At 63.9% G+C, this 19600-nt stretch carries 24 protein-coding genes; 23 read left to right on the plus strand and 1 reads right to left on the minus strand.

Annotation, left to right across the window (positions count from 1 at the left end):
• Positions 1–4 precede the first annotated feature (4 nt).
• Complete coding sequence (locus ONR57_RS19850; protein WP_265125408.1) at positions 5–577, plus strand: DUF2567 domain-containing protein; 573 nt, start codon at positions 5–7, stop codon at positions 575–577.
• On the opposite strand, the gene ONR57_RS19855 is transcribed toward ONR57_RS19850, so the two are convergent.
• On the minus strand, positions 479–1225 hold the full coding sequence (locus ONR57_RS19855) for an NUDIX hydrolase (RefSeq protein WP_265125519.1): 747 nt from the start codon (positions 1223–1225) through the stop codon (positions 479–481). The two genes, ONR57_RS19850 and ONR57_RS19855, sit on opposite strands and share 99 nt — an antisense overlap.
• Positions 1226–1338: 113 nt before the next feature.
• Here ONR57_RS19855 and nadA point away from each other — a divergent pair, with 113 nt between their 5' ends.
• The 22 genes from nadA to ONR57_RS19965 all read left to right on the plus strand — a co-directional run bounded on the left by nadA (position 1339) and on the right by ONR57_RS19965 (position 19546).
• Positions 1339–2400 (plus strand): quinolinate synthase NadA, encoded by a 1062-nt coding sequence (gene nadA / locus ONR57_RS19860; RefSeq protein WP_265125409.1) that lies wholly within the window; start codon positions 1339–1341, stop codon positions 2398–2400.
• The gene (gene nadB, locus ONR57_RS19865) at positions 2400–3974 is read left to right on the plus strand and encodes an L-aspartate oxidase (protein WP_265125410.1); all 1575 of its coding nucleotides are present in this window, start codon (positions 2400–2402) and stop codon (positions 3972–3974) included. The genes nadA and nadB overlap by 1 nt, the downstream gene beginning before the upstream one ends.
• Positions 3967–4836 carry a carboxylating nicotinate-nucleotide diphosphorylase gene (gene nadC, locus ONR57_RS19870; protein WP_265125411.1) on the plus strand — a complete coding sequence of 290 codons (870 nt, stop codon included), beginning with the start codon at positions 3967–3969 and terminating at the stop codon, positions 4834–4836. Before nadB ends, nadC begins: the two co-directional genes overlap by 8 nt.
• A gap of 29 nt (positions 4837–4865) precedes the next feature.
• On the plus strand, positions 4866–5303 hold the full coding sequence (locus ONR57_RS19875) for a limonene-1,2-epoxide hydrolase family protein (RefSeq protein WP_265125412.1): 438 nt from the start codon (positions 4866–4868) through the stop codon (positions 5301–5303).
• A 136-nt stretch (positions 5304–5439) separates the two neighbouring features.
• Positions 5440–6810: a S8 family serine peptidase gene (locus ONR57_RS19880; RefSeq protein WP_265125413.1), complete on the plus strand. Its 1371-nt coding sequence runs from the start codon at positions 5440–5442 to the stop codon at positions 6808–6810.
• A 29-nt stretch (positions 6811–6839) separates the two neighbouring features.
• Complete coding sequence (locus tag ONR57_RS19885) at positions 6840–8177, plus strand: DUF4185 domain-containing protein (RefSeq protein WP_265125414.1); 1338 nt, start codon at positions 6840–6842, stop codon at positions 8175–8177.
• Between the two features lie 68 nt (positions 8178–8245).
• A complete protein-coding gene (gene hisD, locus ONR57_RS19890) occupies positions 8246–9580 on the plus strand; it encodes a histidinol dehydrogenase (RefSeq protein WP_265125415.1) in 1335 nt (444 codons plus the stop codon).
• Positions 9581–9615: 35 nt separating this feature from the next.
• Positions 9616–10749, plus strand: a complete 1134-nt coding sequence (locus ONR57_RS19895) for a histidinol-phosphate transaminase (RefSeq protein WP_265125416.1) — start codon at positions 9616–9618, stop codon at positions 10747–10749.
• The gene (gene hisB, locus ONR57_RS19900) at positions 10746–11360 is read left to right on the plus strand and encodes an imidazoleglycerol-phosphate dehydratase HisB (protein WP_265125417.1); all 615 of its coding nucleotides are present in this window, start codon (positions 10746–10748) and stop codon (positions 11358–11360) included. The genes ONR57_RS19895 and hisB overlap by 4 nt, the downstream gene beginning before the upstream one ends.
• On the plus strand, positions 11357–11518 hold the full coding sequence (locus ONR57_RS19905) for a hypothetical protein (protein WP_265125418.1): 162 nt from the start codon (positions 11357–11359) through the stop codon (positions 11516–11518). Before hisB ends, ONR57_RS19905 begins: the two co-directional genes overlap by 4 nt.
• A gap of 2 nt (positions 11519–11520) precedes the next feature.
• Complete coding sequence (hisH, locus tag ONR57_RS19910; protein WP_265125520.1) at positions 11521–12156, plus strand: imidazole glycerol phosphate synthase subunit HisH; 636 nt, start codon at positions 11521–11523, stop codon at positions 12154–12156.
• A complete protein-coding gene (locus ONR57_RS19915) occupies positions 12153–12413 on the plus strand; it encodes a hypothetical protein (protein ID WP_265125419.1) in 261 nt (86 codons plus the stop codon). The genes hisH and ONR57_RS19915 overlap by 4 nt, the downstream gene beginning before the upstream one ends.
• An 11-nt stretch (positions 12414–12424) precedes the next feature.
• Positions 12425–13159 carry a bifunctional 1-(5-phosphoribosyl)-5-((5-phosphoribosylamino)methylideneamino)imidazole-4-carboxamide isomerase/phosphoribosylanthranilate isomerase PriA gene (priA, locus tag ONR57_RS19920; protein WP_265125420.1) on the plus strand — a complete coding sequence of 245 codons (735 nt, stop codon included), beginning with the start codon at positions 12425–12427 and terminating at the stop codon, positions 13157–13159.
• A 5-nt stretch (positions 13160–13164) separates the two neighbouring features.
• Positions 13165–14025 (plus strand): inositol monophosphatase family protein, encoded by an 861-nt coding sequence (locus ONR57_RS19925; protein WP_265125421.1) that lies wholly within the window; start codon positions 13165–13167, stop codon positions 14023–14025.
• On the plus strand, positions 14022–14795 hold the full coding sequence (gene hisF, locus ONR57_RS19930; protein ID WP_265125422.1) for an imidazole glycerol phosphate synthase subunit HisF: 774 nt from the start codon (positions 14022–14024) through the stop codon (positions 14793–14795). The genes ONR57_RS19925 and hisF overlap by 4 nt, the downstream gene beginning before the upstream one ends.
• The gene (hisI, locus tag ONR57_RS19935) at positions 14792–15151 is read left to right on the plus strand and encodes a phosphoribosyl-AMP cyclohydrolase (RefSeq protein WP_265125423.1); all 360 of its coding nucleotides are present in this window, start codon (positions 14792–14794) and stop codon (positions 15149–15151) included. The genes hisF and hisI overlap by 4 nt, the downstream gene beginning before the upstream one ends.
• A gap of 22 nt (positions 15152–15173) precedes the next feature.
• Positions 15174–15821: a DUF2461 domain-containing protein gene (locus ONR57_RS19940; RefSeq protein ID WP_265125424.1), complete on the plus strand. Its 648-nt coding sequence runs from the start codon at positions 15174–15176 to the stop codon at positions 15819–15821.
• Positions 15822–15825: 4 nt separating this feature from the next.
• Positions 15826–16005, plus strand: coding sequence for a 4-oxalocrotonate tautomerase family protein (locus ONR57_RS19945; protein ID WP_265125425.1), 180 nt, complete (start codon positions 15826–15828; stop codon positions 16003–16005).
• Positions 16006–16126: 121 nt separating this feature from the next.
• Entirely contained in the window at positions 16127–16447 is a 321-nt protein-coding gene (locus ONR57_RS19950; protein WP_265125426.1) for a GYD domain-containing protein, read from the plus strand.
• Positions 16448–16472: 25 nt separating this feature from the next.
• The gene (locus ONR57_RS19955; RefSeq protein ID WP_265125427.1) at positions 16473–17270 is read left to right on the plus strand and encodes an alpha/beta hydrolase; all 798 of its coding nucleotides are present in this window, start codon (positions 16473–16475) and stop codon (positions 17268–17270) included.
• A gap of 24 nt (positions 17271–17294) precedes the next feature.
• Positions 17295–18845, plus strand: coding sequence for an anthranilate synthase component I (locus tag ONR57_RS19960; protein ID WP_265125428.1), 1551 nt, complete (start codon positions 17295–17297; stop codon positions 18843–18845).
• Positions 18842–19546: a TIGR02234 family membrane protein gene (locus tag ONR57_RS19965; protein ID WP_265125429.1), complete on the plus strand. Its 705-nt coding sequence runs from the start codon at positions 18842–18844 to the stop codon at positions 19544–19546. The genes ONR57_RS19960 and ONR57_RS19965 overlap by 4 nt, the downstream gene beginning before the upstream one ends.
• Positions 19547–19600: the final 54 nt, after the last annotated feature.

Genomic DNA, 19600 nt, shown 5'->3' on the forward strand with positions numbered 1-19600 from the left:
GGCTGTGCTAGTGATACTCGCGGTTTGCGTCGTCGCCGGTTTGACCGGGGCCGTCACCTGGGGTTTTCTCGCGCCGTCGGCGCGATATGTGGTCACCCAGGAGGGGCAGGCCTTGCTGCCCGGCGCTAACCTGCACCTGTTCGATTCGCTAGCGATCTTCATCGGCATCACCTCGATCGCAGGGCTGGTGTGCGGCGCGCTGGTGTGGTCGATGCGCAGCCGGCGCGGCCCGCTGACGGTCGTCATGCTTGTTGGTGCATCAGGGTTGGGATCAGCTCTCGCCGCGATTGGCGGCGGGCTGATAGCGGAGTGGCGCGTGCCTGATCCAACGCATGACGGCGCCGCCATGATCGTCGCAATACCAGCCGAGATGACGGTATGGCAGGCCTTGATCTTCCAGCCTTTGGTGGCTGCGCTCGTGTATTTCTTCGCGGCGGGAATCAGCCCCGATGCCGACCTGGGTACTGGCAGGCCGGAGTCAGGTGGGCGGCCGGAGGGCGGCGAATTCGTCGGTGACTCGGTAGCGGGCGTCGGTGAACCGGTAGAGCGCGGCGGGTCGCCCGCCGGCTCGTCCTGACGGCGCGGTTGTTCCCGTCGGCGTGATGACGCCGCGGCGGCCCAGGACGCGCTGCAGATTTGTCGCATCGACCGGGTACCCCAGCGCAGCACTGTAAATCGATCTGAGTGTGGAGATCGTGAATTCGCTCGGTGCGAGCGCGAAGCCGATGTTGGTGTAAGACAGTTTCGCGGCGAGCCTGTTGCGTGCGTAATCGACGACGGTCCGGTGGTCGAACGCCATGGTGGGCAGACGTGCGACGGGGTGCCAGCTCGTGTCCTCCGGCAGTTCAGGTTCCGCGGGGGAGGGGACGAGTCCGATAAACGTCGACGCGATTGTCCGGGTGCCGGGCACGCGGCGCGGATCGCTGAACACGGAGAGTTGCTCGAGGTGGCTGAGTTCACGAACGTCGACTTTTTCGGCGAGCTGACGCCGTGCTGACGTCGGCAGGTCTTCGTCGGGTTCCAGCTTGCCGCCGGGCAGCGACCAGTGGCCCGCCATGGGTTCCATGGCGCGCTGCCACAGGAGGACGCACAACTCGGGAAGAGAACGGCTGCCGCTAGCGTTGCCGTCTTGGTGAGGCTCGTCCTCGTGAAGACAGGGCAGCGTGGGCCGTCGGACTTGGAACACGGCTACCAGGACTTCATGAAGGGTGCTACCATGGGCAATCACGTTTTCGATTCTAAGACGAAAACCAGGGACTGGTCGAATCACCACACCGGCCAGGCCCGCGGCAAGTACCGGGACCCACCGGTGATGTCTGATGTGAGGAGACACCGGTCATGACGACCGCAACGACAGTAGCGCCGTTTCTGACGGAGAAGACTCTTGAGCTGCTCGGCCAGCTTCACGAGGGCCCGGGCGGCTTCGGCGGCGTGGCCGCAGGCCCTGAGTGGGCCCAGGAGGTGCGCAGGCTTGCTCGTGAGCGCAACGCTACGATCCTCGCCCACAACTATCAGCTGCCTGAGATTCAAGATGTGGCTGACCACGTGGGTGACTCGCTCGCGCTGTCGAGGATCGCTGCTGAAGCACCGGAAAGCACGATCGTCTTCTGCGGTGTTCACTTCATGGCTGAGACGGCAAAGATCCTCTCGCCAGAGAAGACGGTGCTGATCCCAGATCAGCGTGCAGGCTGTTCACTTGCGGACTCCATTACCGCTGCCGAGCTGCGCGAATGGAAAGCTGAGCACCCAGGCGCGGTTGTGGTGTCCTACGTCAATACCACCGCTGACGTCAAAGCGCTGACCGACATCTGCTGCACCTCATCAAACGCTGTGGACGTCGTCGCCTCGATCGACCCGGATCGCGAGATTCTCTTCCTTCCTGATCAGTTCCTCGGTGCGCACGTCAAGCGCGTTACCGGACGGAAGAATCTGCACATCTGGGCGGGCGAGTGCCACGTGCACGCTGGCATCAACGGCGATGAACTCGCTGAGCAGGCACGGTCACACCCGGACGCGGACCTTTTCGTGCACCCCGAGTGCGGCTGCGCCACCTCTGCGCTGTACCTCGCCGGTGAAGGGGCAGTCCCCGAAGAGCGCGTCAAGATCCTGTCGACCGGTGGCATGCTCGACGCCGCGCGCGCGACGGGAGCGCGGCAGGTGCTCGTCGCCACCGAGGTGGGGATGCTGCACCAGTTGCGCCGCGCAGCCCCGGGCGTCGACTTCCAGGCAGTGAACGATCGCGCGTCCTGTAAGTACATGAAAATGATCACCCCGGCCGCGCTGCTCCGCAGCCTCGTCGAAAACCGGGACGAAGTGCACGTAGACCGCGAGACGGCGGCGAAAGCCCGCCAGTCAGTGCAGCGCATGATCGAAATCGGCACACCTGGCGGCGGTGAGTGATGGCCCCCCTGCCTGGGGGTGAATACAGGGAGTGGGAGCGCCACGCCGATGTGGTGGTTGTCGGCGGCGGCATCGCTGGGCTTACCACCGCGCTCAGCGCGCAGGCCCGCGGGTTGCGCGTCGTCGTCATCCGGAAAACACGAGCTGGTGACACCGCCACCGCCCTCGCTCAAGGCGGGGTGGCCGTCGTTGACGGCGGTGTCTCGACAGACAGCGTCCCTCAGCACTTCGGTGACACGGTTGCGGCTGGCGGCGGGCTGGTCGATGGTCGTGCAGCTACGGTCATTCTTACCGAGGGCGCTGACGCTATCCGGTGCTTGCAGGACCGCGGCGCACGGTTCGACCACGGCCCGCACGGGCTGTTGCGAACCCGGGAAGGCGGACATTCGGAACGGCGTATCATCCACGCTGGCGGGGACGCGACCGGTGCGGAAATACAACGCGCTCTCGATCGCCGAGCTGGAGGCATACCGACGCTCGCGTCTCATACGGTCGTTGGTATCGGCGTCGCGAACGGCCAGGTCACTGGCGTGTCCGTCGTCGACGAGAGCGGTTCGCGCGCAATCATCCATGCGCCTGCTGTCGTGCTGGCGACAGGCGGGATCGGGCAGCTCTACTCGGTCACCACCAACCCGGAGACCGCGACGGCGGACGGCATCGCGCTTGCACTGCGTGCCGGTGCAGCCGTCGCAGACATGGAGTTCATCCAGTTCCATCCAACGATGCTGTACTCTGCGTCCGCGTTCGGCCGTCGCCCCCTTGTGAGCGAAGCAGTGCGCGGTGAAGGGGGAAGACTCGTTGACGCCGACGGCAGCCCCGTTACTGGCGGTGATCCGCGCGGTGATCTCGCGCCCCGCGATGTGGTTGCCCGGGCCATCGCGGCCCGCATGCGCGAAACCGGAACCGCCCATGTTTACCTCGATGCCCGGCACATCGATCGGTTCGCGAAGCGTTTCCCCACAATTGCGGCTGCCTGCCGGGGCGAAGGAATCGACCCGCAGCACGACCTGATTCCCGTCGCGCCGGGAGCGCATTATCACTGCGGTGGTGTAGTTACCGACATCGATGGGCGGACCAGCGTGCAAGGCCTCTTCGCCGTGGGTGAAACCGCGCGAACGGGTCTGCATGGTGCGAACCGGCTCGCTTCCAACAGCCTGCTCGAAGGTGTGGTGATGGGTGAGCGAGCCGCAGCAGCGGTCGCGGACCGGTTGCTGTCGCGGCCCCGTACCGAGACAGAATGGAACGCGCCTGCCGTCGGGGCTGCACTCGATCGAGATCTGTTGCAGACAACGATGAGTCAGCACGCGGGCGTCGTCCGTGACGAGGACGGGCTTGCTGCCGCTGCCGAAGTGCTCGGGCGGGGTGCGCAGCTGAGCACGAACGTCGAGCAGCAGAATATGTATCTCGCTGCATCAGCGATCATGGCCGCTGCCAGGTGGCGGCGCGAAACGCGCGGCAGCCACACTCGCCGTGATTTCACATGCCTAGATCCCGCGTATGCACGGAGCGCCCACGTTACGCTGCGCGATGGCGCGATCGTTCTTGACACTCTGGAGGCCACAGCTCGTGTCTAAAGCCCTGACCGAAGCGGAGCAGAGCGAAGCGCTGCGCGTCGTGCGCACCGCACTGGATGAAGACCTCCGATGTGGCCCCGACGTCACTACCGTTGCGACGGTGCCCGCGGATGCGACGACCGCGGCGCAGGTGGTGACGCGAGCTGACGGTGTCATCGCCGGCGTCGATATCGCGCGGCTTGTGCTAGATGAGGTCATCGGCACCGGCGGGTATGAGATCTTCTCGGCGGTTGGTGATGGCGCACGCGTGAAAGCGGGCGACAGCGTGCTCTCCGTGAAAGCGCCAGCAAGAGGCCTGCTCACCGCGGAGCGCACACTGCTCAACGTGATGTGCCATCTGTCGGGCATTGCGACGGAGGCCGCTCGCTGGACCGAAGCGGTGGCGGGCACATCAGCGCAGATTCGCGACACCCGAAAGACCCTCCCCGGTCTGCGCGCGCTGCAAAAGTACGCGGTCCGCGTTGGGGGTGGCGTGAACCATCGTATGGCACTCGGCGATGCGGCTCTCATCAAGGACAATCATGTCGCCGCAGCGGGGTCAGTGCTCGCCGCGCTCGAGGCGGTGCGCGCCCAGTTCCCTGGCCTGCCGTGCGAGGTCGAAGTGGACTCACTCGACCAACTCGATGATGTGCTTTCCGCTGGTGCGGAACTCATTCTGCTCGATAACTTTCCGGTCTGGCAGACCCAGATTGCGGTCCAGCGACGGGATCGGGTCTCGCCCGCGACGAAGCTCGAGTCGTCCGGAGGGCTCACTCTCGATGTGGCACACGACTACGCGGCGACGGGAGTCGACTACCTTGCGGTAGGTGCGCTCACGCATTCCGTTTCGGTTCTCGATCTCGGGCTCGATATCCCCGTTTAACTACGCTGGCAACGAAGGAGAGGTGTGCGGTGGCGCAGCTGGCGACCCGTGGGGAAGCGGACGTGGTTCGTGCCCTGATCACTGCGCTGCAACGCGCTGACGTCGAAGCCGCACTGGATCTCGTGCATGACGATGTCGTCTTCCACCCATATCCCTTGCCCCAGATGCGCGGAAAACCGGCAGTCGCCCGTCAGCTGGCGCTCATTGCGCTGCTCGTGAAAAACATCTCGATTGGTACGCACAACATTGCATCGAATGGGCACGTCGTACTCACCGAGCGCACGCATTCCTTCGACGTGGGCCCGGTGCCCATCGAATTCTGGACATGGGGCACGTTCGAAGTCGTCGACGGCCGGATCACCCTGTGGCGTGAGCGTCTAGATATCGCCGAATTGTCGTTTTCGGCGCTGAAGGGCATCGCGCAGGCTTCGCTTCAGATTGAGTCACGCCGCGGTCAAACTCCGTAGGCAGAACGGTTACAACTATCTCCATGCCGCGGAGTTCGCCCCTCGCGCTGGCGCACGCATCCATAGGCTGCTTCTCGCGTGCCCAGCCGGAAAAGCCGGCGCGCGCATCGCCGTGCGTCGATGAAGGGGTTCTCACATGCGCCGAACTCTGCTGGGAGTCGTTGCAGCGACAATGATTGCGAGCGGAGGGGTGCTGGCGGGAGTTTCGGCCGCGGGCGCGGAACCCAATGATGCGTATATCGTCGTCTTCCGTGACCAGGTGAACGCGCACGCCAAAACCGTTGCCGTCGAACGGCAGTACGGCATCAGCAGTTCCAGAAACTTCACGCACGCGATACGCGGCTTCTCGGCACGGGTACCAGAAGCTGTCCGTGCCAGACTCCTCAACGATCCGGACGTTCTGTTCGTCACGCCCGACCGGTCTGTCACCGCGCACGTCGACGGGCCTCCGCTCGCCACCGGCGAGTTGGTTCCCACCGGCGTTGAGCGAATACAGGCCGCGTCGTCTACTGCAGTGAGCCACCCAAGCGATGTGGCTGTGGCAGTGATTGATTCGGGTGTCGATCTGCAAAATCCAGACCTGAACGCGGTAGCGGGAACGGACTGCACGACGCAGGGCGGCACCACGCAAGATGTCAACGGTCATGGCACCCACGTCGCTGGCATCATCGGTGCACGTAACAGCGGCACGGATACCGTGGGCGTGGCGCCAGGCACACGCATGTACTCCGTCAAGGTTCTCGACAGCCAGGGTTTCGGAACACTCTCGCAGCTCATCTGCGGGATCGATTGGATGACGGCGAATGCTGAAGCACTGGGAATCAAGGTGGCCAACATCAGTCTCGGAACCACGGGCAGCAACGACAACAACTGTGGCAGGTCCAATAGCGACGCATTGCATCTCGCCATCTGCCGATCGACTGAACGCGGCATAACCTACGTCGCCTCGGCCGGGAATGACGCCGTGTCAATTGCCGGTGCGATCCCGGCGGCCTACCCAGAGGTTCTCACGGTTACCGCGATGGCAGACAGTGACGGCCAGCCTGGCGGAGGCGGCGGCGCACCATCCTGCAGAGTGGGTGAGAAGGACGACGCCGCAGTGACTTTCTCGAACTATGCCCGAAACGCAGCCGCCATCGCCCACACGATCGCGGCGCCGGGGATGTGCATTCGGTCCGCGAAAATTGGCGGAGGTACCGCCGTGCTCTCCGGAACTTCGATGGCAGCGCCGCATGTGACCGGTGCGGTCGCACTCTGTCTCGGCGCGGGCGGCCAGAACGGCGCGTGCACGGGCCTTACACCGGCGCAGATTATCCAGAAAATGCGTGAGCATGCTGCGGCGCAGCCCGCGAGCTACGGCTTCACCGGCGATCCCAGAAACTCGCCAGGCACCAACTACTACGGGTATCTCGTGCATCCGCACGTCACACCAGGCCCGGTTAACCCGCCACCGCCCGACCCTGAACCTGAACCCTGTCGTCCGACCGGCAGTTTCGGAACCTGCTGACGAGCCGCAACATCGACCCAGGAGTGCGCATGCGATCACCAGCCAGAAGATCTCTCGGCCCGTCTCTGGGCATCGCAATGGCGGTTGGCCTCGTCACACCGACGGTCCTGCCAATGACAGCAGCAGCTGCCCCATGCTCAATTTTCAGTCCGTCTGTCACCGAGACCGACCCGCAGATGGAGGTCGAAGGAACACCGCACGGGCGCAAGCCAATTACGGCGGACGGCCCCGTCGGCGTTGAGCCGCAACAGAACATGTTCGGTGCGCAATCAGCCTCAGCCGCATCACTTGTCGACTGGCTGACGGGTCCGCGCAGCAGCAATGACACCTATCAGCGGTTTGGAATGTCGGGCACCGACCTGGGCATCATGTGGGACAACGGCGAAACCGGTGACGAACAGCAAGTGCTGATTGCGTACGGCGACACATTCGGGAACTGCCTCCTCCCGGGACAGGAGTGGCGATTCAACACCCTGATGCGATCGTCGGACACGTCCCTGTCTAACGGACTGTCGATCCCCGATCCTCGCACTGAGGCGGAACCGGACTATCTGTACGGCGGATCACCCGTTTCGGTGGACCGGCCGAACTTCTCGAAACAAATCATTGACAGCCTCCACCTGGCTCCCACAGAAATTACGGTGATCCCCACAGCGGGTATCGCGGTCGGGACGACGCAGTACATCAACTTCATGTCCGTCCGGCAATGGGGTGCGCCGGGGCAGTGGACCACGAACTTCTCGGCGATTGCCGTGTCGGAGGACAACGGCGAGAACTGGGAGGTCGATCCAGGGACGATTCGCTACAACCAGAACAGCGGAATCTCCGGCGCGACTTTCATCGCGGGCAACGATAACTTCCAGATGACGGCCTACGTTAAGCGCGGGGGATACGTCTACACCTTCGGAACTCCTTCAGGCCGCAGCGGTGCGGCTCGGGTCGCACGGGTTCTGGAGGACGATATTTTGAGCTTGTCGGAGTACGAATACTGGAACGGCTCGTCGTGGGTGACGGGCAACCCAGGTGCAGCGCGCAACGTCATCAGCGCGCCCGTAAGCGAAATGTCCGTGCAGTGGAATGACTTCCTCGGCAAGTACATCGCGATGTACACCAACAGCCTCGGCAGTGTGGTTTTGCGCACCGCGGACCAGCCGCAGGGACCGTGGAGCAGCGCGCAGGCAATCATGACGGCCATCGCCTGGCCCGGCGGGCTTTACGCTCCTTACATTCACCCATGGTCCTCCGGCGATCAGCTCTACTTCACCGTGTCACTGTGGTCCGAGTACAACGTGATGCTGATGCGTACGACTTTGCGACGCGACGATTCAGGCGGCGGCGGTACAGGAAGCCTGCAGAGCCCCAGCTAGCGCGGTGCGAGGGTGGCCTCGCGACCCCGTATCCTTAGGGGTGAACGTTTCCGTGAGGAAGGACCTGCATGTCTCCCCGTGCCGATCTCGGTCGCCTTGATTTGCGCGGCCGGACACCGTCAACTGCCGAGCTGCGCGCTTCGTTGCCGCGCGGCGGTGTCGACGTGGATTCGGTGCTGCACCATGTGCGTCCCGTCGTCGAGGCAGTTCGGGACCGTGGCGTGGCAGCCGCGCTCGAATACGGGGAGAAGTTCGACCGCGTCCGCCCCGCACGGGTGCGCGTGAGCGGCGATGAGCTCCAGAAGGCATTGGCAGATCTTGAGCCTAAGGTGCGCGCAGCGCTCGAGGTCGCCATCGCGCGGGCCCGCAAGGTGCACCGGGACCAGCGCCGCGCCGATACCGCAACGGAGGTCGTCCCGGGGGGGACGGTCACCGAACGGTGGATACCGGTCGAGCGGGTGGGGCTTTACGTGCCGGGCGGCAACGCCGTCTATCCGTCCAGCGTTGTGATGAACGTTGTGCCGGCGCAGGAGGCTGGTGTCGGATCGCTCGTCGTCACCTCGCCGCCGCAGGCTGAATTCGATGGCGCACCGCACCCGACGATCCTCGCGGCTGCCGCGATGCTCGGTGTGGAAGAGGTGTGGGCTGTCGGCGGTGCGCAAGCGGTCGCGCTGCTCACCTACGGTGGTTCGGATCTTGACGGTGCTGAACTGGAGCCGGTCGATATGATCACCGGCCCCGGAAACATCTACGTGACCGCCGCGAAGCGGCTCTGCCGCAGCCTCGTCGGTATCGACGCGGAAGCCGGTCCCACCGAGATCGCGATCCTCGCTGATGAGACAGCTGACCCGAAGCACATCGCTGCTGATCTGATCAGCCAGGCTGAACACGATGTTCTCGCTGCGAGCGTCCTCGTCACCACCAGTGCAGACCTGGCAGACGCAGTGCAAGACGCGGTTGCCTCGCAGGTGGCAGCCACCAAGCATCAGGAACGTGTCGCGACTGCGCTGAGCGGCTCGCAGTCCGGCATTGTCCTGGTCTCGAGCCTCGAAGACGGACTGCGCGTGGTGAACGCATACGCCGCAGAGCACCTCGAAATTCAGACCCGGGAGGCTGCCGCTGTTGCGCGCAGGGTGCGGTCTGCGGGTGCGATTTTCGTGGGCCCGTATTCTCCAGTGAGCTTAGGCGACTACTGTGCTGGCTCGAACCACGTGCTGCCGACTGCTGGGTGTGCGCGGCATTCGTCAGGCCTCTCGGTCCAGACGTTCCTGAAGGGCGTACACGTGATCGAATACGAAGAGGATGCACTGCGCGAGGTCGCGCCGCACGTGGTCGCGCTCGCCGATGCGGAAGATCTCCCGGCGCACGGCGAAGCGGTGCGGTTGCGGTTCGCTGACGCGTGATTCGCTCGTCCGGAACGAAGACTGAGAGAGAAACGGTGACGACAACGGAATCGCCCGGTGCTCACATCGGGCTCGATGCCCTGCCGCTGCGGGAGAACCTTCGGGGAAAGAAGCCGTATGGTGCTCCGCAGCTGACGGTACCTGTGCAACTCAATACGAATGAGAACCCGCATCCGCCTTCGGCGGCGCTCGTCGCGGATGTTGCTGAGGCGGTGCGTGCGGCGGCCGCCTCGCTGCACCGGTATCCGGATCGTGACGCGGTGGGGCTGCGCACGGACCTGGCGGCGTACGTTTCGCGTCAGACCGGCACGCACGTGACGGTGGAGAACGTGTGGGCGGCGAACGGCTCGAACGAGATTCTGCAGCAGGTGCTCCAGGCCTTCGGAGGCCCGGGACGACAGGCGATAGGGTTCACGCCCTCATACTCGATGCATCCGATCATCTCCACCGGAACTCAAACAATGTGGGTGGAATCGCCGCGCCGCGCCGACTTTTCACTCGATGTGGAGGCCGCCGTTGCGGAGATTAAGGCGCACCGCCCTGATGTCACCTTTGTGACCAGTCCGAACAATCCAACGGGGCACAGCATTCCGATTGACGACCTTCGGGTGCTGCTCGCCGCCGCGCCGGGCATCGTCGTTGTTGATGAGGCGTACGGGGAGTTCTCGGCGGCGCCGAGCGCGGTCCGCCTGATCGCCGAATATCCAGCCAAGCTCATCGTGAGCCGGACGATGAGCAAAGCGTTCGCGTTCGCTGGCGGGCGGCTCGGTTATCTGGTTGCCGCACCGGCCGTGGTCGATGCGATGCTCCTGGTGCGGCTTCCGTACCACCTGTCGGTCGTCACGCAGGCGGCTGCGCGTGCCGCGCTTCGGCACGCCGATGAGACGCTCGAAAGTGTGGCCGAGTTAGCGCGTCAGCGTGATCGGGTTGAGCAGAAACTGTCAGAGTTCGGGTTTACAGTGATTCCCAGCGATGCGAACTTTGTGTTGTTCGGTCGTTTCGTGGATCAAGCCGCGACGTGGCAACGGTATCTCGATCATGGTGTGTTGATTCGCGATGTTGGCATCCCGAGTTTTTTGCGTGCAACCATCGGGCTGGCGGCTGAAAATGAGGTGTTCCTCGACGTGAGCGAGCGGCTCGCTGTGTCGGAACTGGAGGGAGAGAAATGACTCCGCGGATCGCGCGTGCCGAACGAACGACACGTGAGTCCAGCATTGCCGTTGAAATCAATCTGGACGGGACAGGGCAGGTCGAAATTTCGACGGGTGTCCCGTTCTTCGACCACATGCTCACGGCGCTGGGGGTCCATGGGAGCTTCGACCTGAACGTTCAGGCGCAGGGCGATATCGAGATCGAGGCGCACCACACGGTCGAGGACACCGCGATCGTGCTGGGGCAGGCTTTCGGCGAGGCGCTCGGGGACAAAAAGGGCATCCGCCGGTTCGCGGATGCGTATATTCCGATGGATGAGACGCTCGCGCACGCAATCGTTGACGTTTCCGGCCGGCCCTACTGCGTGCATTCTGGCGAACCTGAACACATGCTCACCACGATCATTGGGGGATACCCGGGGACGCCCTACGCGACCGTGATCAACAAGCATGTTTTCGAGTCCTTCGCCATGAACGCCCGGATCGCCCTGCACGTGCGGGTGCTGTACGGGCGGGATCCGCACCACATCACTGAAGCCGAATTCAAAGCAGTGGCGCGCGCACTGCGCGCCGCGGTGGAGCCGGACCCGCGCGTCGGTGGAATTCCCTCGACGAAGGGTGCTCTGTGAGTTCGGCGGTGATGTACCTGCTGTTTATGGCAGCGGGATTCTTGGCCGGTGGGGCCTATGCGCTGTGGCGCATCAATCGGTTCCTGTCGGGAGTACTTGCCGCGCTCGCAGTGTTGTCCGCAACTGGGGCAGTGCTGCGGCTGATGGAGGTTGTGTGACGATGAAGACGCCGAAGGTCGCGATTCTCGATTACGGATCGGGAAATTTGCGGTCCGCGCAGCGTGCAGTGGACCGCGTCGGTGCCGATACCGTCGTGACATCTGATCCGCAGGTTGCGCTCGACGCGGACGGCCTCGTGGTGCCTGGAGTGGGAGCGTTCGCCGCGTGCATGGAGGGATTGCGCGCGGTGAAGGGTGACTGGATCATCGGCCGCCGCCTCGCCGGGGGTCGGCCTGTGCTCGGCATCTGCGTGGGCATGCAAATCCTTTTTGATCGCGGTGTCGAGTTCGGTGTCGAGGCGCAGGGTTGCGGAGAATGGCCGGGTACGGTCGAACGTCTGCAGGCCAGCGTCCTGCCGCATATGGGGTGGAACACACTGGAACCGCCTGAGGACAGCGCCTTGTTCCGGGGTATCGCCCCGGGGTCCCGGTTCTACTTCGTGCACACCTACGCTGCGCAGAAGTGGGAAATGGAAGCGTCCGATATCATTGCGCCTCCGAAGTTGACGTGGGCTGACTACGGTGGAAAGTTCCTGGCAGCCGTGGAAAACGGGCCGCTTTCCGCCACCCAGTTCCACCCGGAAAAGTCTGGTGATACGGGCGCTCAGTTGCTTGAGAACTGGGTGACTTCGCTGTGAACCGCCGGCGCGAAGCCAGGCCGATTTCCTACGGCCGTCTGGCGCTGTTCTCACTCGGCGCAGGCACGTTGATGATCTTGCTAACTACGCTGATCATCCTTGCGCTGCAGCCGGAACCGGTACTGGGGCTCGTTATTGCACTTGCAGGGCTCGCCGGGGCTGTTGCGGCGATGGGCGTGGTGTCGACCCGGATGACACGGCGCGCCGTACAAGAAATGGAAACTACCAGTTCGCGGGAACGCGAAGGAAACGACTAGGGTTAGCGCACGTGAGTCTCGTTCTATTGCCCGCCGTTGACGTTGCGGATGGTCAGGCTGTACGCCTCGTACAAGGGGAAGCGGGCAGCGAAACAAGCTATGGGTCGCCACGTGAGGCGGCACTCCAATGGCAGAACGACGGAGCGGAGTGGATCCACCTCGTCGATCTCGACGCTGCATTCGGCCGCGGCTCGAATCGTGACCTCCTCGCTGAGGTGGTCGGTGAGCTTGACGTGAAGGTCGAGCTATCCGGCGGAATCCGCGACGACGATTCGCTCGCGGCAGCACTGGCCACTGGCTGTGCACGGGTGAATCTGGGGACGGCCGCGCTCGAGGACCCGGACTGGTGCCGGAAAGTGGTCGCTGAGTACGGCGACCAAGTTGCGGTGGGACTTGACGTACGCATCATCGACGGCCAGCACCGCCTCCGCGGCCGGGGCTGGGTGAGTGACGGTGGTGACCTGTGGGACGTACTTGAACGCCTCAACCGCGATGGGTGCACGCGCTACGTGGTCACCGACGTGACAAAAGACGGCACGCTGACCGGTCCTAACCTCGATCTACTGCGCCAGGTTTGTGCTGCGACTGACGCGCCGGTGATCGCGTCGGGCGGTGTATCGGCACTGCAGGACCTGGAAGCGATCGCGACGCTCACCGGTGAGGGAGTGGAAGGCGCAATCGTGGGCAAGGCACTGTATGCGGGCCGGTTCACCCTGCCGGAAGCGCTTCGCGCGGTTTCGAAGTAGGCGCCGTGCGCCCCACGGAATCGACACCATCGCTGTCGCAGCTCGGCGAACTGATCCGCATCGCCGGCGGCATCCTTGACGACGCCTCGGCACGGTTCCGGGAGGGCCTCGGTGCACCGAGCGCGGTCAGTAAGGGCCGCCGGGATTTTGCGACCGCCCTTGACCTCGAACTCGAGGAGACCATCGGCGGAGCGCTGCGCGAGCAGACTGGCATCCCCGTCTTGGGTGAAGAGTTCGGTCGCGCTGACGCGCCCAGTGGCGGCGACAGGCCCGAGTTGCTGTGGGTACTTGATCCCATCGATGGCACGATGAACTACTCCGCGGGGCTTCCCATGGCGGGTATTCTGCTCGGACTGCTGCACGACAGCGAACCGGTTGCTGGCCTGACGTGGCTCCCGATGCTCGGTGAAAGATTCAGCGCGGTTACTGGCGGTCCGTTGCTCCGCAACGGAGAGCCTCAGCAACCGTTGGCGCGAGCTGACCTTCGTGAGGCGATCGTTGCGTTCGGTTCATTCAACCTGGATAGCACCGGCCACTATCCCGGTGAGTACCGGCAACAGGTGATCGGAGAGATCAGCCGTGTCAGTTCACGGCTGCGGTTGCAGGGCTCGACGGGCGCCGACCTCGCTTACACCGCGGCTGGCGCTCTCGGTGCCGCGATTAGTTTCGGCCACCACGTCTGGGATCATGCAGCGGGCGCCGCGCTGGTGCGTGCCGCAGGGGGTATCGTGACCGATCTGCACGGCAACGACTGGCAAGCGGGGTCGCCGTCCTTGCTGGCTGCGTCACCTGGCGTCCACGAACAGTTGCTGGGGATTTTTCAGAAGGTCAACGCGGCGTCAGGTTACGAGGGGAGTAATGAGTGACACTCGCGGTGCGTGTTATCCCGTGTCTGGACGTTGACGCAGGCCGCGTCGTCAAGGGCGTCAACTTCGAGAATCTCCGCGACGCCGGCGACCCAGTCGAACTCGCCGCGCTCTACGACGAACAGGGCGCCGACGAACTGACTTTCCTCGACGTCACCGCATCGACCGGTGACCGGGCAACCATGATCGATGTCGTTCGGCGGACCGCTGAACAGGTCTTCATCCCGCTGACCGTCGGCGGTGGCGTGCGGTCGGTGGAGGACGTAGACCGGCTGCTCAGGGCCGGAGCCGACAAGGTGAGCGTCAACACCGCAGCGATCGCGCGGCCGGATCTGCTGCGTGAACTCTCCACCCGATTCGGTTCACAATGCATCGTCTTGTCCGTCGACGCCCGAACGGTTCCTGATGGCCAGCCTGACACCCCGTCGGGCTGGGAGGTGACGACGCACGGCGGTAAACGAGGCACCGGAATCGATGCGGTCGAATGGGCGATCCGTGGTGCTGAACTCGGCGTAGGCGAAATTCTGCTTAACTCAATGGACGCCGACGGCACCAAAGCTGGCTTTGACTTACCAATGATTCGCGCAGTGCGGGCCGCTGTAGGCATCCCTGTGATTGCAAGCGGGGGTGCGGGCGCAGCCGACCACTTCGCACCCGCCATCAAAGCCGGAGCTGACGCGGTATTGGCAGCCAGTGTCTTCCACTTCAAAGAACTCACCATTCCTGAGGTCAAAGCGGCGATGAGCGCTGAGGGAGTCGAGGTACGTTGAGCGATTCCGATCTCCCCGAGGGCGTCGCGGCCCGCTTGAAGCGCAATCCCGACGGGTTGTTCTCCGCCGTCGTGCAGGAACGTGGCACTGGCGATGTACTCATGGTCGCCTGGATGGATGATCATGCGCTCGCTCAAACACTTGCGACGCGCAAGGCAACGTACTACTCACGCAGCCGCAAGCAGTACTGGGTCAAAGGCGAAACATCAGGTCACTACCAGTATGTGCACGAGGTCCGCATCGACTGCGACGGCGACACCGTGCTGCTCAGCGTTGACCAGACCGGCGCAGCCTGCCATACCGGTACGCACACGTGTTTCGACACTGATGACCGGTTACTCCTGCGCGCAGAGTAATAGCGAACCACACGGAGGTGCAGTGACCGGCGAGAAGGCGAAGTTCAGCGGCTTTCCGGTTGCGGCGCTCGACTTCTATGAAGATCTTGAGGCCGACAACTCCAAACAGTTCTGGAACGAACACAAGGCGACGTATGAGACGTGCGTGCGGGCGCCCATGATTGCGATGCTCGCCGAACTCGAGGCGGAATTCGGCACCGCAAAGGTGTTCCGCCCCTATCGCGACGTCAGGTTCGCTAAGGACAAGTCACCGTACAAAACACACCAGGGCGCCTACGTTGCCGCGTCACTAAGCGTGGGCTGGTATGTGCAGATCGATGCATCGGGACTGTTCGTGGCCGGCGGATTCTATGGTGGCACACCCGCTCAAATAGCCGCGCTGCGGGCAACAATCGACCATGACGAGCGCGGACCGGCACTCGGTAGAGCCGTCCAGAAGATGGCGAACAGCGGCTATGAGATCGGCGGCGAGAAGCTGAAGACCCGGCCCCGCGGCATCGCGGAGGACCACCCCCGGCTCGGGCTGATGCGGCACAAATCGCTTACCGCCAGCCGTGCCTACGTGTCGCCGGACTGGCTCGAGTCGCACCATGCAGTTGAGCGTGTCCGTGCCGACTGGCGTGCTATGCGGCCCTTCATCGAACGTCTCAGCGCCGCCACGGCACACTGAGTGCATGCCATTGATTCAGATTTCCCAGACTCCAGGCCTCTCCGCCGATCAGAAACGTGCCACCATCGAAGCCGTTACCAGAGCGTACTGCGAAGCGACAGGCAAGAATCAGAGTGCCGTGTGGGTGGTGATCAACGAGGTACCGCGCGAGCAATGGGGAGTGGGCGGCACACCGCTCGGGTGAGACCGACACCGGCAGCCCGAGCCGGATTTCTTCTTCTGGTTCAGCCTCCTCGGTGATCCCGTAACGCGTAGGGTCGGTTACGGCGGAGACGTCATCCATCCATGGAGGAGGCTAACCGAAAATGCCGAAATACCTATGGCAAGTAAACTATTCGCCTGCCGGGGCGCAGGGATTACTCGAACAGGGCGGAAGCACCCGCAAAGCCGCGATCACCGAAATGGTTGAAAGCGTCGGCGGCACCGTTGAAGCCTTCTACTTCGCCTTCGGTACGGACGATCTGTATGTGATCGGCGACGTCCCCGACGAAGTCGCTGCGGCTGCGCTGAGTGTGCGAACGGCAGCATCCGGCGGTGCGACGTCCAGGACAGTTCCGCTTCTCACCGCGGAGCAACTCGACGCGGCGGTTGCGAAGGACGTTTCTTATCGGCCGCCAGGAGCGTAAATCGCGACGCAGCATCCCCCGGCGGTTGATCACCGTCGCGGGGGTGCTCATCGCGGTCGCTGCACTGTTCGTCGGTGCGGCATGGCTTTTTCAGCGGCAGCTGATCTACTTGCCGATGGGCGGCGATGTGCCGCCCGCGGCTGAGGCGCTCGATGATGCCACTGACGTCACGCTGCGCACCGCCGATGACCTCGCGCTGTCCGCCTGGTACGTGCCGCCGCCAGCCAATGATGCTCCGGTCGTATTGGTGACACCTGGAAATGCGGGTACCCGGTACTACCGCGTGCCGCTCGCGCGTGGATTCGCCGATGCTGGGCTGGGCGTTCTCCTGCTCGAGTACCGCGGCTACGGCGGCAATCCAGGATCGCCGTCTGAGGAAGGCCTCGCCCTCGATGCTGACGCGGCGTACCGTTTCCTGACTGACGAAGAAGAAATCGGCCCTGATCGCTTGGTGTATTTCGGGGAGAGCATCGGGGCGGGTGTGGCGACGTCTCTCGCCCAGCGCCACCCACCGGCGGCCATGGTCCTGCGCTCGCCGTTCACCAGCCTCGCTGATGTCGGAGCGCGGCACTACCCGTTCTTGCCGGTGCGGCTGCTGCTGAAAGACCGATACCCGATAGTCAGCGACGTCGAAGCACTGGACGGCGTTCCGGTGACTGTGATCGCAGGGACGCGTGACTCGATTGTTCCGCTGGAGCAGAGTCAGCAGGTCGCGGACGCTGCCGGTACGACTCTCATTGAGGTGGCGGACGCGGACCACAACGACGCGATCCTCAACTACGGCCCAGAGATCATCGAGGCCGTGCGCCGTGCAGGGATGTGACGGCAGCGGGCTGAACCTGCAAGGATGGTCGGCATGCTCGATTCGACGACCACGCGGGAACAATTCCACCACTTAGCCGCGATGCATCGCGTCGTGCCGGTGACGCGCAAGGTGCTCGCGGACTCTGAAACACCGCTTTCGGCCTACCGGAAACTGGCAGGCAACCGCCCGGGAACGTTCCTCCTTGAATCTGCGGAGAACGGGCGTTCATGGTCGCGATGGTCGTTTATTGGAGCCGGCAGCCCGTGCGCACTGACAGTGCGCGACGGGGAAGCGGCATGGATTGGCTCGGCCCCGGCAGGTGCTCCCTCCGGGGGTGATCCCCTTGCGGCGCTGCGGGATACGCTGTCGCTGCTGCACAGCGAGCATATTGACGGGATGCCGCCGCTGACGGGCGGACTAGTCGGCTACATGGGCTACGACATGGTGCGACGGATCGAGCGGCTGCCCGAGCACACGGTCGACGATCTCCGCATCCCCGAAATGGTGATGCTGCTTGCCACCGATTTCGCCGCGTTCGACCACCATGAAGGCAGCATCACGCTGATAGCGAATGCAGTGAACTGGGACGGTACGGCCGAGCGTGCAAACGAAGCCTATGACGCCGCGGTGCAGCGTCTTGACGATATGGCACGGGCGCTCGGCGCCCCGGCTGCATCGACAGTGTCCGTCTTCAGTCGTCCCGAGCCGGAGTATGTGCGGCAGCGCACGAGCGAGGAGTTCGAAAAGGCGGTAACTCGCGTTGTGCACGAGATAGAGGCTGGTGAGGCTTTCCAGGTCGTGCTGTCGCAACGATTCGAGATGGCGACGTCGGCCGACGGCCTTGACGTGTACCGGATGCTGCGAGCTTCCAATCCGAGCCCGTACATGTATCACCTTCGGGTTCCGAACGACGCTGGTGAAACGGCCTTCACCATTGTCGGTTCGAGCCCGGAAGCTCTCGTCACGGTAAAGGACGGCATGGCGCTGACCCACCCGATTGCCGGAACACGCTGGCGCGGGGAGTCGGAAGAAGACGATTTGCTGCTGGAGAAGGACCTGCTTGCAGACGAGAAGGAAAACGCCGAGCATCTCATGCTGGTCGACCTCGGGCGCAACGACCTGGGCCGGGTGTGCGAGCCGGGCACAGTGAAAGTGACCGACTATCGTCACGTCGAACGGTACAGCCACGTCATGCACCTTGTTTCGACCGTGTCCGGCAGGCTGCGCGAAGGAAAATCTGCATTGGACGCGGTGACGGCGTGTTTCCCGGCAGGCACGCTGTCCGGAGCGCCGAAGGTGCGTGCGATGGAGATCATCGATGAACTCGAGTCGACACGGCGGGGCCTGTACGGGGGAATCGTCGGGTACCTCGACTTCACGGGGAACGCGGATACCGCAATCGCGATCCGCACCGCGCTGCTGAAAGACGGAGTCGCATTCGTGCAGGCTGGTGCTGGTGTTGTCGCTGATTCGTTACCCGAATACGAAGACATCGAAGCCCGCAACAAGGCAATGGCAGTGCTCAAAGCTGTGGCGGCAGCGGAGACGATCGAACCGATGACCCCGGTGAACCAGGCAGAGAGGGGCCGATGACCGGGCCAGCTGATCAGTCGGCGGGTAGTGGGCGCGGGCCGCGGACGCGACTGCTCGCCATCGCGCTCGTGCTGCTTGGTGCTGGGCTGACCTGGGCGTCGTCACGCGCAGGCTGGATCACGATGCAGGTGGCGGATGGTCTGCAGCCGCCGCGCCCGGAATCAGTGATTGGTGCGACGTGGGCTGCTGAGCTCGCACCCATTGCGCTGGCGATGGGTGCCGCGGTTGTCGCTCTGCTGGTTGTGCGGGGCAGCTTCTACCGGTTGGTGGGTGTCGTTATTGGTGCGCTGGCATTGGCGGTGGGAGTTGCGGCCACGCGGTCACTGGTGGCCGGTGTGGAGATGGACCGGGTTCGCCAGCTCGAAGCTCTGCCAGCACGCGCGGAGATAGCTGAACTGGCCGTGGTGTGGTGGGCGCCCGCACTCGCATTAGCAGGTGCGCTGGCCGCCCTCGCGGGCGCGGTGCTGGCTGTCGTAGTGCCGTTGCAGGGCAAGGCGGCGTCGGGCCGGTACCAGACGCCCTCGGCCCGGCGTGACGACGCGCGTGCAGTGCTGCGCAGCGACGGTCGCGAAGGGGCGATTTCGGGTGGAGCCGCTGCGGGCATACCATTGGATGAACGGTTGCTGTGGGACGCGTTAGACGCGGGTGAAGATCCCACTGCAAGCGCAGATGAGGGTCCGGAGAAACCGGGCAGCCGGTGAGGTCTAGGCTAGAGGTTACCGCCGTGGGTGTCAGTTGGCGGGAAAGGACGCGTG

This window comes from Hoyosella sp. YIM 151337, assembly GCF_026041215.1.
In the GTDB taxonomy this organism is placed as follows: Bacteria; Actinomycetota; Actinomycetes; order Mycobacteriales; family Mycobacteriaceae; genus Hoyosella.

What these genes read in the sequence shown, in the direction of transcription:
- nadA (WP_265125409.1), top strand. Translation starts at nt 1,339, where the DNA reads ATGACGACCGCAACGACAGTAGCGCCGTTTCTGACGGAGAAGACTCTT.
- nadB (WP_265125410.1), top strand. Translation starts at nt 2,400, where the DNA reads ATGGCCCCCCTGCCTGGGGGTGAATACAGGGAGTGGGAGCGCCACGCC.
- ONR57_RS19880 (WP_265125413.1), top strand. Translation starts at nt 5,440, where the DNA reads ATGCGCCGAACTCTGCTGGGAGTCGTTGCAGCGACAATGATTGCGAGC.
- ONR57_RS19885 (WP_265125414.1), top strand. Translation starts at nt 6,840, where the DNA reads ATGCGATCACCAGCCAGAAGATCTCTCGGCCCGTCTCTGGGCATCGCA.
- hisD (WP_265125415.1), top strand. Translation starts at nt 8,246, where the DNA reads ATGTCTCCCCGTGCCGATCTCGGTCGCCTTGATTTGCGCGGCCGGACA.
- hisB (WP_265125417.1), top strand. Translation starts at nt 10,746, where the DNA reads ATGACTCCGCGGATCGCGCGTGCCGAACGAACGACACGTGAGTCCAGC.
- hisH (WP_265125520.1), top strand. Translation starts at nt 11,521, where the DNA reads ATGAAGACGCCGAAGGTCGCGATTCTCGATTACGGATCGGGAAATTTG.
- ONR57_RS19945 (WP_265125425.1), top strand. Translation starts at nt 15,826, where the DNA reads ATGCCATTGATTCAGATTTCCCAGACTCCAGGCCTCTCCGCCGATCAG.
- ONR57_RS19950 (WP_265125426.1), top strand. Translation starts at nt 16,127, where the DNA reads ATGCCGAAATACCTATGGCAAGTAAACTATTCGCCTGCCGGGGCGCAG.
- ONR57_RS19960 (WP_265125428.1), top strand. Translation starts at nt 17,295, where the DNA reads ATGGTCGGCATGCTCGATTCGACGACCACGCGGGAACAATTCCACCAC.
- ONR57_RS19965 (WP_265125429.1), top strand. Translation starts at nt 18,842, where the DNA reads ATGACCGGGCCAGCTGATCAGTCGGCGGGTAGTGGGCGCGGGCCGCGG.